At 72.8% G+C, this 13586-nt stretch carries 11 protein-coding genes; 3 read left to right on the top strand and 8 right to left on the bottom strand.

The window, feature by feature from the left end:
• Positions 1-60 precede the first annotated feature (60 nt).
• Complete coding sequence (locus tag M0M48_RS03660; protein ID WP_257750111.1) at positions 61-1269, top strand: hypothetical protein; 1209 nt, start codon at positions 61-63, stop codon at positions 1267-1269.
• Between the two features lie 88 nt (positions 1270-1357).
• Here M0M48_RS03660 and secA read toward each other — a convergent pair whose 3' ends face one another.
• From secA to M0M48_RS03625, 7 genes are all read right to left on the bottom strand, one after another.
• Entirely contained in the window at positions 1358-4246 is a 2889-nt protein-coding gene (gene secA, locus M0M48_RS03655; protein ID WP_257750110.1) for a preprotein translocase subunit SecA, read from the bottom strand.
• Positions 4247-4311: 65 nt separating this feature from the next.
• Entirely contained in the window at positions 4312-4689 is a 378-nt protein-coding gene (locus M0M48_RS03650) for a DUF4233 domain-containing protein (RefSeq protein ID WP_257750109.1), read from the bottom strand.
• Positions 4686-6038 (bottom strand): bifunctional tetrahydrofolate synthase/dihydrofolate synthase, encoded by a 1353-nt coding sequence (folC, locus tag M0M48_RS03645; RefSeq protein WP_257750108.1) that lies wholly within the window; start codon positions 6036-6038, stop codon positions 4686-4688. Before folC ends, M0M48_RS03650 begins: the two co-directional genes overlap by 4 nt.
• Before the next feature lie 12 nt (positions 6039-6050).
• Positions 6051-6755 carry a class I SAM-dependent methyltransferase gene (locus M0M48_RS03640; protein WP_257750107.1) on the bottom strand — a complete coding sequence of 235 codons (705 nt, stop codon included), beginning with the start codon at positions 6753-6755 and terminating at the stop codon, positions 6051-6053.
• Entirely contained in the window at positions 6752-7531 is a 780-nt protein-coding gene (locus M0M48_RS03635; protein WP_257750106.1) for an ABC transporter ATP-binding protein, read from the bottom strand. The genes M0M48_RS03640 and M0M48_RS03635 overlap by 4 nt, the downstream gene beginning before the upstream one ends.
• On the bottom strand, positions 7528-8517 hold the full coding sequence (locus tag M0M48_RS03630; RefSeq protein ID WP_257750105.1) for an ABC transporter substrate-binding protein: 990 nt from the start codon (positions 8515-8517) through the stop codon (positions 7528-7530). The genes M0M48_RS03635 and M0M48_RS03630 overlap by 4 nt, the downstream gene beginning before the upstream one ends.
• A gap of 22 nt (positions 8518-8539) precedes the next feature.
• The gene (locus M0M48_RS03625) at positions 8540-9592 is read right to left on the bottom strand and encodes a FecCD family ABC transporter permease (protein WP_257750104.1); all 1053 of its coding nucleotides are present in this window, start codon (positions 9590-9592) and stop codon (positions 8540-8542) included.
• A gap of 70 nt (positions 9593-9662) precedes the next feature.
• Here M0M48_RS03625 and M0M48_RS03620 point away from each other — a divergent pair, with 70 nt between their 5' ends.
• On the top strand, positions 9663-11096 hold the full coding sequence (locus M0M48_RS03620) for a peptidoglycan-binding domain-containing protein (RefSeq protein WP_257759306.1): 1434 nt from the start codon (positions 9663-9665) through the stop codon (positions 11094-11096).
• Positions 11066-12673 carry a hypothetical protein gene (locus M0M48_RS03615; protein ID WP_257759304.1) on the top strand — a complete coding sequence of 536 codons (1608 nt, stop codon included), beginning with the start codon at positions 11066-11068 and terminating at the stop codon, positions 12671-12673. The genes M0M48_RS03620 and M0M48_RS03615 overlap by 31 nt, the downstream gene beginning before the upstream one ends.
• Here M0M48_RS03615 and M0M48_RS03610 read toward each other — a convergent pair.
• Positions 12670-13572, bottom strand: coding sequence for an alpha/beta hydrolase (locus tag M0M48_RS03610; RefSeq protein ID WP_257750100.1), 903 nt, complete (start codon positions 13570-13572; stop codon positions 12670-12672). The genes M0M48_RS03615 and M0M48_RS03610 overlap by 4 nt on opposite strands.
• Positions 13573-13586: the final 14 nt, after the last annotated feature.

Here is a 13586-nt window from a genome sequence, read left to right as displayed (position 1 = left end):
GACGGCGCGCCCCGGACCCGGATGCTGGCCAGATGTGACCTGGGTCACTACGTTGCGATCATGATCCGTGCCCTCGCGGCCACCCTCGCCGCCGTCAGCGCCTCCCTCGTCGTCCCCCTCTCCGCTCCCGCTCCCGCAGCCCACGCCGACGGCCCCGGGGTGGGCGGTCCGTGGGTGGTCTCGGTGGGCGACTCCTACATCTCCGGCGAGGCCGGCCGCTGGGCCGGCTCGTCCAACAGCAGCAGCGCCCGGGCCGACGCGCTCGGGCCCTCGGCCTACCACGACAACGCGGCGGGTACCGGCGAGGCGATCACGCGCTGCCACCGCTCGCGCAGCGCGGAGATCCACGTCGGTGGCGGGGTGAGCAGCCTCAACCTGGCCTGCTCCGGGGCGACGACGGGGACCACCACGGGCGACAGCTTCAAGCCGGGCCTGGACTTCTACAGCGGCAGCCAGGGCGTCGGGCAGGCCCGGGCGCTCCAGGACTTCGCCTCCGGGCACAACGTGCGGATGGTCGTCGTCTCGATCGGCGGCAACGACTTCGGGTTCGCCGGCGTCGTGCAGCAGTGCGTGCAGGACTTCCTGCTCTCGCCGTCGTGGTGGAAGGACTACTGCAACGACGACAGCAGCGTCACCCGCAACTTCACCAGCGCCAACGTCGCGGCCGTGAAGAGCCGGATCGCCGGGGCGCTGACCAACGTCCGCACCGCCCTGCGCAACGCCGGGTACGCCGACGGCCAGTGGACGATGCTCGTGCAGACCTATCCCTCACCGATCCCCGGGGGCTCCGGGTTCCGCTACGGCCAGAGCGGCTACGGCCGGCAGAACACCGGCGGCTGCGGGTTCTGGAACGCCGACGCCGACTGGGCCAACAACACCGCGCTGCCCACCATCAACAACGCCGTCACCGGCGCCATCACCCAGGCCGGCATCAGCAACGCCAAGGTCCTCAACCTGGCCGCCACCTTCAACGGCCGCCGGCTGTGCGAGTCGGGCGTCGGGCTGTACGAGGAGGTCGGGCTCGCGAGCTGGACGACGGCCGGCGCGGTCGACCGCACCGAGTGGGTCAACCAGATCCGCACGGTCACCACGGCGGGCGACTCGCCGTACTACATCCAGGAGTCGCTGCACCCGAACTACTGGGGTCAGCTCGCGGTGCGCTCGTGCGTGCGCCAGGCCTACAACAACGGCGGTACGGCGCGCGGCGGCGCGTGCGTGCGCAGCGGCACCGGGCTGGTCAACGGTGAGCCGCGGATGACGCTGCAGTAGGTCGCCGATTGGGCAGAGACTGCACGTTTCGACGCCGGATTGATGCGGTTTGGTCCCAAACCGCATCAATCATCGGACGTTAGGACGTTTACGAGACCCGCGCGGTGGTCCCGGTGGGACCGCCGGGGGCACCGTGGCAGCGCTTGTACTTCTTGCCCGAGCCGCAGGGGCACAGCGAGTTGCGGCCGATGTCGCCGAACTCGTCGTCGGCATTGGAGGCGGCGCCGCTGCCGCGGACCTCCTCGTGACCGGTCTCGTCGGGCGCGGAGTAGGTGAGGTTCTGCGGCTGCTTGGGGGTGTCGAGACCCTTGGCGGTCACCTTGGGGGTGCTCGCCTTGAGCTCGGCCGAGATCGACTCGAGGTCGATCTCGCCACCACCGGCGCCGACCCCGAGGCCGACCGGCGGCTCGGCGAAGGCACCCTCGTGCATCGGGCCCGCGTGGGCGGAGCCGTCGGCGTGGTAGTGGATCTCCTCGTCCTCCTCGACCTGGACCTCCAGGTTGAAGAGGAAGCCGACGGTCTCTTCCTTGATGCCGTCCATCATCGCGGCGAACATGTCGAAGCCCTCGCGCTGGTACTCGACCAGCGGGTCGCGCTGCGAGTAGGCCCGCAGGTAGATGCCCTCGCGCAGGTAGTCCATCTCGTAGAGGTGCTCGCGCCACTTGCGGTCGAGCACGGAGAGCAGCACGCGACGCTCGAGCTCGCGGGCGACCTCCTCGCCGACCTCCTCCTCGCGGCGGTCGTACGCCGCGTGGGCGTCCTCCTTGAGCTTCTCGACGAGGAAGGGCTTCTCGAGCGAAGCCTGGGTGCCCTCGTCCTCGACGAGGTCCTTCCAGGAGATCGAGACCGGCCAGAACTGCTTGAGGTCGGTCCAGAGCTGGTCGAGGTCCCACTGCTCGGAGAACTCGTCGAGCGAGCCGTTGACGAAGCCGGTGACGACGTCGTCGATGAAGGTGCGGACCTGGTCCTCGAGGTCGACTCCCTCGAGCACCTCACGGCGCTCGCCGTAGATGACCTTGCGCTGGCGGTCCATCACGTCGTCGTACTTGAGGACGTTCTTGCGCGACTCGAAGTTCTGGGACTCCACCTGGCCCTGCGCGTTGGCGATGGCGTTGGTGACCCGCTTGTTCTCGATCGGGACGTCGTCCGGGATCTTGAGCATGAGCAGGACGCGGTCGACCCAGTCGGACTTGAACAGCCGCATCAGCTCGTCCTGGAGGGACAGGTAGAAGCGGCTCTCGCCGGGGTCGCCCTGACGGCCGGAACGACCGCGGAGCTGGTTGTCGATCCGGCGCGACTCGTGGCGCTCGGTGCCGATCACGTAGAGGCCGCCGAGGTCCTTGACCGCGTCGTGCTCGGCCTCGACCTGGGCCTTGATCTTCTCGATCATCGCGGGCCAGGCGGCGTCGTACTCGTCGGCGGTCTCGCCGCCGGGCTCGAGGCCCTGCTTGCGCAGCTCCTCGTCGGCGAGGAACTCGACCGAGCCGCCGAGCATGATGTCGGTACCACGACCGGCCATGTTGGTCGCGACGGTGACCGCGCCCTTGTGGCCGGCGAGGGCCACGATCTTGGCCTCCTCGGCGTGGACCTTGGCGTTGAGGACCGAGTGGGCCACACCGCGCTTGGTCAGCTGCTGGTGGAGGTACTCCGACTTCTCGACCGAGACGGTGCCGACGAGGACCGGCTGGCCCTTCTCGTGGCGCTCGACGATGTCGTCGACGACCGCGTCGTACTTGGCCTCCTCGGTCCGGTAGACGAGGTCGGGCTGGTCCTTGCGCTGCATCGGCTTGTTGGTCGGGATCGGGACCACGCCGAGCTTGTAGATCTTGTCGAACTCGGAGGCCTCGGTGAGCGCCGTACCGGTCATGCCGGAGAGCTTGTCGTAGAGGCGGAAGTAGTTCTGGAGGGTCACGGTGGCGAGGGTCTGGTACTCCTCGCGGACCTTGACGCCCTCCTTGGCCTCGATGGCCTGGTGCAGACCGTCGTTGTAGCGCCGGCCCGCGAGCATGCGGCCGGTGTGCTCGTCGACGATGAGCACCTCGCCCTCCATGACGACGTACTCCTTGTCGTTGCGGAACAGCTCCTTGGCCTTGATGGAGTTGTGCAGGAACGAGATGAGCGGGGTGTTGGCCGACTCGTAGAGGTTGTCGATGCCGAGGTGGTCCTCGACCTTGGTGATGCCGTCCTCGAGGACCGAGATCGTGCGCTTCTTCTCGTCGACCTCGTAGTCGACGTCCTTGGTCAGCTGCTGGGCGATCTTGGCGAACTCGCCGTACCACTTGACCTCGTCCTGGGTCGGACCGCTGATGATCAGCGGGGTCCGCGCCTCGTCGATGAGGATCGAGTCGACCTCGTCGACGACGGCGAAGTTGTGGCCGCGCTGGACGCACTCCTCGAGCGAGGAGGCCATGTTGTCGCGCAGGTAGTCGAAGCCGAGCTCGTTGTTGGTGCCGTAGGTGATGTCGCAGCCGTAGGCCTCGCGCCGCTCGTCGGGGCGCATGCTCGGCAGGATCACGCCGACGGTGAGGCCGAGGAAGTGGTGGACCCGGCCCATCATCTCGGACTGGAACTTGGCCAGGTAGTCGTTGACCGTGACGACGTGGACGCCCTTGCCCTCGAGGGCGTTGAGGTAGGCCGGCAGCGTCGAGACGAGGGTCTTGCCCTCACCGGTCTTCATCTCGGCGATATTGCCCATGTGCAGCGCCGCGCCGCCCATGATCTGGACGTCGAAGTGGCGCTGACCGAGGACCCGGCGCGCTGCCTCGCGCACCGTGGCGAAGGCCTCGGGCATGAGGTCGTCGAGGGACTCCCCGTCGGCGATGCGCTTGCGGAACTCGTCGGTCATGCCCCGCAGCTCGTCGTCCGACATCGCCTTGAAGTCGTCCTCGATGGCGTTGACCGCCTTGGCGACGCCTTCGAGCTGACGAAGGATCTTGCCCTCTCCGATGCGGAGGAGCTTGTCGATGATCACTGGCACGCGGCCACTCTACCCAGCAGTCACCAAGGGCGAGAGCCGACGGTGTCCGGTGGGCGCGGAAGAACCTAGGACGCCTGGTTCTGGTCGTACTCGGCGAAGGCCGCGGCCCGCTCCCGCTCGATCTTGCGGCCCAGGCCGTAGGCCGTGCCCCAGAGCAGCGCGAAGATCGCGCCGAGGAAGTACATGAGCGGCGCGAGGACGCCCAACGCGATCGCGGCGACCTGGAGCACGTGGCCCAAGGTGTAGCCCGACTCGCGGCGCAGCATCCCGGCGACCAGCAGGCAGGCGAGCGCCACGCCCAGCCCGACGGGCAGCGCGACGGCCGGCCGGATGTCGGAGATCCCGATCATCACCGGCACCGACAGGGCCACCGCGATCGCCTCGAGGGTCAGGACCGCGGCGCACATCGCGCGCCGGGGGGACTTGTCGCGCTCGTCGCTCACTTGCGGCCTCCGAGCAGCACCCGGGCCTCACCGACGGTGACCACCGAGCCGGTGACCAGGACCGCGCCGGAGGAGAGCGCGTCGTGGCCCTCGTCCTCGGCGACGGCCGCGGCGGCGTCGATCGCGTCCGCCAGCAGCGGTACGACGCTGACCCGGTCCTCGCCGAAGACCTCGCGCGCCACGACGGCCAGGCGCTCGGCCGGCATCGCGCGGTCGGTGGAGTTCTGGGTGATCACGACGTGGGACAGCAGCGGCTCGAAGGCGGCGAGGAGACCCTCGGCGTCCTTGTCGCCCATCACGCCGATCACGCCGACGATCGGGTCGAACTGGAAGGAGTCGTCGAGCGCGGCCGCGGTGGCCGCGGCGCCGTGGGGGTTGTGGGCGGCGTCGAGCACGATCGTGGGGCTGCGCCGGACGACCTCGAGCCGGCCCGGCGAGGTGATCTCGGCGAAGGCGCCGCGGACGATGTCGTCGCCGAGCGGCTCCTCTCCCCCGACGAAGGCCTCGACGGCGGCGAGGGCGGTGACGGCGTTCTGGGCCTGGTGGGCTCCGTAGAGCGGGAGGAAGAGGTCGTCGTACCGGCCGCGGAGGCCCTGGAGGGTGACGACCTGGCCGCCGACCGCGGCGGTGCGGGACACGACGGCGAACTCGAGACCCTCGCGGGCGACGGTGGCACCGACCTCGGCCGCGCGCTCGAGGAGGACCACGGCCACGTCGGCGCTCTGCTGGGCCAGGACGGCGGTCGCGCCGGGCTTGATGATCCCGGCCTTCTCGCGCGCGATCTCGACCGGCGTACCGCCGAGGTAGTCGGCGTGGTCGACGGCGATCGGCGTGACCACCGCGACGTCGGCGTCGATGACGTTGGTGGCGTCCCACGAGCCACCCATGCCGACCTCGACGACCGCGACGTCGACCGGTGCGTCGGCGAAGGCGGCGTAGGCCATGCCGACGACGGTCTCGAAGAAGCTGAGCGGGTGCTCCTCGGCCTGGTCGACCAGGTGCGTGTAGGGCGCGATGTCGTTGAACGCCCGGACGAACGTCTCGTCGTCGAGGGGCTCGCCGTCGATGCTGATCCGCTCGCTCATCTTCTCGACGTGCGGGCTGGTGAACCGGCCCGTGCGCAGGTCGAGGGCGCGGAGCAGGGCGTCGATCATCCGCGAGGTCGACGTCTTGCCGTTGGTTCCGGTCAGGTGGATCGACCGGTAGGCCCGCTGCGGGTCACCCAGGATCTCGGTGAACGCCTGGATCCGGTCGAGCGAGGGCTCGAGCCGGGTCTCGGGCCACCGGGACAGCAGGGCGTCCTCGGCCTCGGCGAAGGTCTCTGCGGGGCGCGCTACGGGCTCAGTCATGGCGCGCTGAGTCTACGGACGCAGGCCCCGGACGAGGAACTGCAGGCGCACCTCGTGGTCGGGGGCGACGCCGTGGGCCCGGTCGAGCTCGAGGATGCTCGTGAGCGGGGTCACCGTGACGTCGCGGAAGCCGGCCGCCACGACGAGCTCGCGGGTGGCATCGATGGACTCCGCGGCGGCGAGCGGGAGGGCGTCGCGCACGCCGGCGTCGTAGAGCCGGACGAAGTCCTCGGTGGTGTCGCGGTCGAGCCCGTCGGGGAACCAGGTGGAGTCGACCACGGCGAGCACGCCGCCGGGACGCAGCAACCGGTGCCAGGCCGCCAGTGCGCGCTCCGGCTCGCGCAGGGTCCACATCAGGTAGCGGTTGGTGATCGCGTCGAACGAGGCGTCGGCGAAGTCGGGGGCGACCGCGTCGCCGCGGCGGAAGTCGGGGGCCCGCTCGGCGCTCGCGGCGTGGGCGCGGGCTCGTTCGAGCATGCCCTCGGACAGGTCGGTGGCGGTGACGTCGTGGCCGAGGGCGGCGAGCAGGAGCGCGACGTACCCGCTGCCGGTACCGAGGTCGAGGACGTCGGCCGGTGCGGCGGGCAGGGCCGCGGCGAGCACGGCGGACCAGGCCGCCTGGTCGAGGGCGAGGCGCTCGGGACGCTGCTGGTAGTCGTCGTACGACGGCGCGCGGCCGGTCCAGTAGGCGTCGACGTTGTCCTGGATGGCGCTCATGCGGGAAGCCTCTCGTCGGTGTTCAGGGGGTGGAAGAGGAGCTGCGGGTGGCCGCCGGCGTCGGCCCGGGTGGCGCCGATGCCGTAGACCTCGGCGATCAGGTCCGGGTCGAGGACCTCGTCGGGCGAGCCCGACCGGACGACGCGGCCGCCGTCGAGGAGGACCAGGTCGTCGCAGTAGCGGGCGGCGAGGTTGAGGTCGTGGAGGACGACGACCGCGCTGGTCGCCACGGTCCGGACCAGGTGGAGCACCTCGTGCTGGTAGCGGATGTCGAGGTGGTTGGTCGGCTCGTCGAGGAGCAGGAACTCCCCCTCCTGGGCCAGCGCCCGCGCGACCAGCACGCGCTGCCGCTCGCCGCCGGAGAGCTCGGCGAAGCGGCGGCGCGCCAGGTGCCCGGCACCGACCGCGTCCAGGGACTCGGCCACGGCCCGGTGGTCCTCGGCGCCGGCGCGCTGGAACGTCTTGAGCCGCGGGAGCCGGCCCAGCGAGACCATCTCGTGCACGGTGAGCATCGACTCGGCGTCGGACTCCTGCACCACGACGGCGACCTGCTGGGAGACCTCGCGCGGCGACAGCGTCGCCAGGGGCCGCCCGTCGAGGGTCACCCGGCCGGCGGCGGGGCGCAGCGAGCCGTAGAGCATCCGCAGGGCGGTGGTCTTGCCGCTGCCGTTGGGGCCGAGCAGGCCGAGCACCCGGCCCGGCCGCGCGGTGAGCCCGACGCCGCGCAGGACCGGCGCGGCGCCGTACCCGAACTCGAGGGCCTCGGCGACGATCACGACTTCTCGCCGAACCTCTCCTCGATCTTGGCCAGGCCGTCGAGGGCCAGCGGCGTCGGCGGCTCGACGTAGTTGAAGAGGAGCGACAGCACGTTGTCGTCGCGGACCGCGGCGATGCTCCTGGCGCCCGGCAGGCTGGTGATCGCGTCGGCGACCTTGGCCGGCTCGCCCGCGCTGTGCAGCAGGATCAGTACGTCGGGGTTGCGGCCGATGAGCTCCTCGGGCGTCACCTCGAAGACCCGCTCGTCGGTGTCGGCGAAGACGTTCTCGAGGCCGGCGGCCTCGAGGATCGGGTGCGCCATGCTGCGGGTGCCGTAGGCGTAGGTCACGCCGCCGCCCACGGTCGGGTAGAGCACGGCCGCCGTACGGCGCTCGCCGGCCGGGTCGGCCGTCAGCTCGGCGACGCGCTTCTTCAGCACGGCGTTGGCCGCGGCGGCCTCGTCGGTGCGGTCGAAGACCTTGCCGTAGGTCTCCATCTGCGCGTAGATGTCGTCGAAGCCCGGGTCGTCGAGGCCCTGCGGGCACATCGCCGGCTCCTCGATGAGCGGGATGCCGACCTGGTCGAGGGTGGCCCGGCTGAGGTTGTCGATCTCGCCGAGCACGAGGTCGGGCTCCTTGCCGATGACGACCTCCTTGGAGATCAGCAGGTGGCCGGAGGTGTCGGTCTTGCCGGTGAGCGCGGGGATCTTCTCCAGCGCGGCGAAGGTCGCGTCGTCGTAGTAGTCGCGGGGGTACTCCCCCGCCCGGGCGGTCACCTTGTCGAGGACCCCGAGCTCGGCCAGGTAGGGCACGGCCGCGCTCTTGAGGAGGACGACCTTCTCGGGAGCGGCGTCGAGGGTGACGTCGGCACCGCAGTTCTCGATCGTCAGCGGGTAGGGGCCGCCGGACCCGCCGGTGGCGGAGCGGCCGCCGTCGGAGGAGAGCCCGCACGAGCTGAGGGCGAGGACGGAGGCCGAGGCGGTCAGGGCGATCAGGGCGCGGCGCATGGGGGATGTGCTCCTGGGGGGATCAGGCGGCAGTGGCCTGGAGACGGCGGACGAGGACGAGCAGGAACGGTGCGCCGACGACCGCGGTGATGATCCCGATCGGGATCTCCTGCGGGGCGAGCAGCACCCGGGCGACGATGTCGGCCCAGATCAGGAGGATCGCGCCCATCAGGGCGGCGACCGGGACGGCACGGACGTGGGCGGCGCCGACGGCGCGACGGGCCAGGTGCGGGACGACGAGCCCGACGAAGCCGACGCTGCCGGCCGCTGAGACCACGACCGCCACGCACAGCGAGACCAGGACGAGCAGCGCGGTGCGCAGCCGCTCCGGGGGTACGCCGAGCGCCAGCGCCGTCTCGTCGCCGACCGCGAGCGCGTCGAGCTGGCGGCCGAGCACGGTGAGCACGGCGACGGTGAGCAGCACGACGACGACCGCGACGGCCAGCGGCTGGCCCCAGCCGGCCAGCGCCAGTGACCCGAGCAGCCAGAACATCACCGAGCGGGCACCCTCGGCGGAGTCGGAGGCGAAGATGAGGAAGCTCGTCACCGCCTGGAGCGCGTAGCCGACCGCGACCCCGGCGAGCAGCAGCCGCGTGGAGGTCACCCGGCCGGCGGAGCGGGCGACGGCGTACACGAGGACGGAGGCGGCGAGGGCCCCGACGAAGGCGCTGCCCGACAGCACGTGCTCACCGAGCCCGAGCGTGATGCCGAACAGGATCGCCGCGGCCGCGCCGGCCGACGCGCCGGAGCTGACGCCGAGCAGGTAGGGGTCGGCGAGCAGGTTGCGCACCATTGCCTGGAGCGCGATGCCGCAGACCGCGAGGCCCGCGCCGACCAGCGCCGCGAGCAGCACCCGCGGAAGCCGGACGTCCCAGATGATCGAGTCGCGCGGGGCGCTCCAGGTCTGCTCGCCCGGCACCAGGAAGAGGTGGTGGCCGAGCACCTTCACGACGCTGTCGAAGGGCACGTAGACCGCGCCGAGCGCGATCCCGGCGACCACGGACAGCACCAGGGCGAGGAGGAGACCGAGGGTCCACCGGCGAGCCCGGCGCACTCCGCCCTGTTGCATGTTCATTGCAACAACGAATTTAGTTCAACAGTCCATTGCGGCCGCGACCGGGGTCCGCTTGCGCGACACTGCGCGCGTGGCAGTACACGACGAGCTCGCCGACCTCGCCCGCTCCGCCGGTGCCCAGGTCCTCGAGGACGCGGACTCCTTCCGGGCCGCGGTCGACGACTTCGTGCCCGAGGGCAGCATCACGACCGGCGAGCTCAACCTGCTGGTCGACGCGATCCGGATGCGGGCCCTGGGCCGCCTGGTCGAGATGCTCGACCGCGACGCCGACCCCACCGCCGCGATCGACCTGCACGGCGACCAGCTCGCCCGCGACCGCGGGACGACGGAGGCCGGCGGCGCGCGGTGGGCGCTGGCCGCGCTGGGCTTCGCGCTGGGACGGGTCGGTGACGCCGAGGTCCGGGCCCGGCACGCGGAGATGACCGCGGCCGGGACGGTGCCGCGCCCGCCGAGCGTCCCGGCGCCCGCTCCCCCGCCCGCGCCGGCGCCGGCGCCGGCCACCGAGCTCGGGCCCGCGCCGACGCTGCCCACGCTGCCGACCGAGGCCCCCCTGCGCCGCCGCCCCCCGCCCCCGCCGTCTCCGGCCGCCCCGGTGGCCCCCGTGACCCCGGTGGCACCTGTGGCACCCGCGGCACCCGCGGCACCCGCGGCCCGCTCAGGGCGCGGCCGGCTGGCGCTCGTCGTCCTGGTCGTGCTGGCCCTGCTGGGCGGCGGGGTCGGCGTCGGCGTGCTGCTGAGCGGTCGCGACAAGGACAAGGACGCTCCCACCGCGGCCTCGGCCTCGGACGGCACCTCCGCGCCGACCGGCTCCGCCCCCCGGACGGGCAGCACGGAGAGCACCGACCCGACGCAGGGCTCCGGTCCGACGGGCTCCACCGACCCGGCGGGAGCCGAGTCGGGCGGGACCGCACCCGACCCGCTGGGCGTGGGCTACCCGCTGCGCAACCAGCCCTGCTCGGACGGCTTCATCGTCGTCCTCGCCTCGGCCGAGGGCGCCAGCCCGGCGGCGACGGTGCAGGACGCGCTCGACCGGTTCCCGCGGGCCGAGGGCCGGGCGTACCTGGACCCGGCGCGCTCCTGCCGCAACCTGAGCCACCTGACCTACAAGGTCAACCTGGCCCGGGTGCCCTACATCGGGCCCTACCCGGACGCGGTCGCCGCGTGCCAGGCCCGGATGGCGGTGGCCGACACGACGACGTACGTGATCGAGGTGGCGCAGGACGCGACCACGGCGACCTTCTGCGCCTGCTCGTACGACGACGCGGCGCTCCCCCTGCTCAACCGCGTCGACGACTCCGCACCGCGCGGGGACAACCGGTTCTGGACGCTGGAGCTCCAGTACATGCTCTGGGAGGCGGGCTACAACCCGCAGCGGCTGGTGCCGGGCAAGTTCGGCAGCCAGACGGCGGGCTTCGTCTCGGCACTCCAGGGCGACAACGGGCTCGACCGGACCGGCGCGATGGACGCCGCGACGTGGCGCGCGCTCAAGGCGCGGGCCTGCTGACCCCCGCGCGCCCCGCCGCCCCCGTCCCCGCTGCCGGCCGGCGGACCGTCCTGGCCGCGCTCGCGGCCGGGCTCGCCGCCGCGGCGTGCGACGACCGGACCGGCCCCGACCCGGGCCCGGCGCCGACGCCGGGCCCACGGGCCGCGCCGAGCGACCCGCCCACCACTGCTCCCGCGGTGGTGCGGCCCCGGCGCTCGCTGCTGGAGACCACGTTCGCCGAGACCGGACGCTTCCATCCCGTCGAGGTGGTCGCGCCGGGCTTCGTCCTCGCCTCGGCCACCCGGGTCGGCGCGGCCGAGGAGCGGCACCCGGCCGACCTGCCCGCGCCGTTCGTCGGCGTCGAGGCCGAGGTCGAGGCCGGCAATGGCAGCGGCAGCGGCAGCGGCGAGGTCACCGTGGGCCTCGCGTCGGCCGACGGCAGGACCGCGCTCCGGGCCCGGCTCGACCTCGACGCCGGTGAGGTAAGCCTCGAGCTCGTCGCCGGCGGCAGCGGCAGCGGCGACCGGCCGGTCGTGCTCGGCCGGAGCGGGGTCCGCCTCCCGGACGGACCGTTCACGCTCGGGCTGGCGCTGTGCGAGAACCGGGCGACCGTGCTCGTCCGTCCGCGCCGGGGTGCCTGGCGGGCGCTGCTCACCGCGCGGGACGAGGTCGCCGCGCGGATCGACTTCCGGGTACCGGCCACGCTCGCGGGGCTCGGGTTCGTGTGGGGCGGGCGGGCGGTGCGCTCCGCGCGCGGCGGCCTGTTCGGGATGACCGGGCTGCGCGACCCCCACCTGGTGCAGCACGCCGACGGGACGCCGTACACCGAGGGCGGGCGGGTGTTCCTGACCTGGACGTGCGCGGGCACCGGCTTCTTCCAGCAGGCGCACTGGGGCGTGTTCGCGCTCGACCCGGAGAACCCGGTGGCGATGGAGCAGGTCGCCCAGATCTACGTACGGCGAGACGGCCTGCTCCTCGGCGACCACGCCGGCCAGCTGGTCCGAGACGGCGAGCGCTGGCTCGTGGCGAGCTCGTCGTGGGGCGACTTCGACGGCTCCGGTGTGCACGTGCGCCACGCGACGAGCACCGCCGACCTGCTGCACGGCGTGCACGTGCTGGAGACCGAGCCGCTGGCGCTGCCGACCGATCTCGACGCCTGGGACCCGTCGCTGACCCGCATCGACGGCACCTGGACCTGGGCGTACGTCGCGAGCCCGTCGCAGTCGCCCTTCGACTTCCACCCGGCGCTGGCCCGCGCGGACGGCGCCGATCCGTTCCGGCGCCTGCGCGCCGTCGGTGCCGACCGCACCCGGCACCAGACCGAGGGCACCCTGCTGGTCCGCGACACCGACCGCTGGCTGGTGCTGGCCAGCGACGGCGACGCCCGGCAGTACCCCGCCTACGACCTGTCCCTGCGCCGGGTCGGCCGGATCGATGCGCCCTACGGCACCAACATCCCGCACCCGCAGGCGATCGTGCGCGCCGACGGGACCTGGCTGATCGTCACCTTCGACGGCACCGACCGGTTCGCCGACACCCTCGGGTACGGCGGCCACGGCGACGTCGTCGTGCTCACCGAGCGTCCCCGGCGCCCCTAGCGCTCCGGGCTCTCCCGGCGCGCCACCTGCAGCCGGATCCACCCGGCGACCTGCGCCATCATCGGCTCGGCCGCGTCGAAGACGTCCGTGTGGCGCCAGAACCCGTGGATCTGCCCGACGTACCGGGTGCCGACGACCTCGACGCCGGCCTCGGCGAGCAGGTGCGCCAGGTGCTCGCCCTCGTCGCGCAGCGGGTCGTGCTCGGCGGTGGTGACCAAGGTCGGCGGGAGCGTGCCCAGGTGCGGTGCGAGCAGGGGCGCGAGGTCGGGATCGGTGAGGTCGGCGGGGGTGGCGGCGTACTGCTGCCAGTACCAGGCGGCCTCGGTCGGGTCGAAGCCGTCGGCGGCGGTCCGGTAGGAGTCGAACCCGGCGCTCGGGTCGAGGAACGGGTAGATCAGCACGACGCCCGCGAACCGGCCCGGGTGGCGCAGCGCGGTGACCAGCGCGAGGTTGCCGCCCGCGCTGTCGCCGTGGGCGAACGCCGGGAGGCCGGCCAGCTCGGGCTGCTCCCCCACCCAGGCCAGCGCGGCGCTCAGGTCGTCGGGCGCCGCCGGGAAGCGGTGCTCGGGCGGGCGCCGGTAGTCGACGCTGAGCACGGCGACGCCGGCCAGCCGGGCGAACCGCCGGACCGCGGCGTCGTGCACCTCGACGTCGTTGAGCACGAAGCCGCCGCCGTGGGCGTGGAGCACCACGGCGTCGTACTGCGCGGGGAGGTAGAGCCGCGCCGGTACGCCGCCCGCGTCGACCTCGCGCACCTCGGCCAGTGGCAGCCGGGGCTGGTCGCGCACGCCCGCGCGCGCCTGCGCCCGGGCCGCGGCGATGTCGAAGGCGGGGTCGGTGACGGGGACCTCGCCCGCCGCGTTCTCGATCGCGCGGCGGGCCTGGGGGTGCAGAGCCATGGGCGGCACCCTAG

It is taken from the genome of Pimelobacter simplex, assembly GCF_024662235.1.
In the GTDB taxonomy this organism is placed as follows: Bacteria; Actinomycetota; Actinomycetes; order Propionibacteriales; family Nocardioidaceae; genus Nocardioides.
This window is presented reverse-complemented; position numbering and strand designations above follow the sequence as displayed.

What these genes read in the sequence shown, in the direction of transcription:
- M0M48_RS03660 (WP_257750111.1), top strand. Translation starts at nt 61, where the DNA reads ATGATCCGTGCCCTCGCGGCCACCCTCGCCGCCGTCAGCGCCTCCCTC.
- folC (WP_257750108.1), bottom strand. Translation starts at nt 6,038, where the DNA reads ATGACTGAGCCCGTAGCGCGCCCCGCAGAGACCTTCGCCGAGGCCGAG.
- M0M48_RS03640 (WP_257750107.1), bottom strand. Translation starts at nt 6,755, where the DNA reads ATGAGCGCCATCCAGGACAACGTCGACGCCTACTGGACCGGCCGCGCG.
- M0M48_RS03630 (WP_257750105.1), bottom strand. Translation starts at nt 8,517, where the DNA reads ATGCGCCGCGCCCTGATCGCCCTGACCGCCTCGGCCTCCGTCCTCGCC.
- M0M48_RS03625 (WP_257750104.1), bottom strand. Translation starts at nt 9,592, where the DNA reads ATGAACATGCAACAGGGCGGAGTGCGCCGGGCTCGCCGGTGGACCCTC.
- M0M48_RS03610 (WP_257750100.1), bottom strand. Translation starts at nt 13,572, where the DNA reads ATGGCTCTGCACCCCCAGGCCCGCCGCGCGATCGAGAACGCGGCGGGC.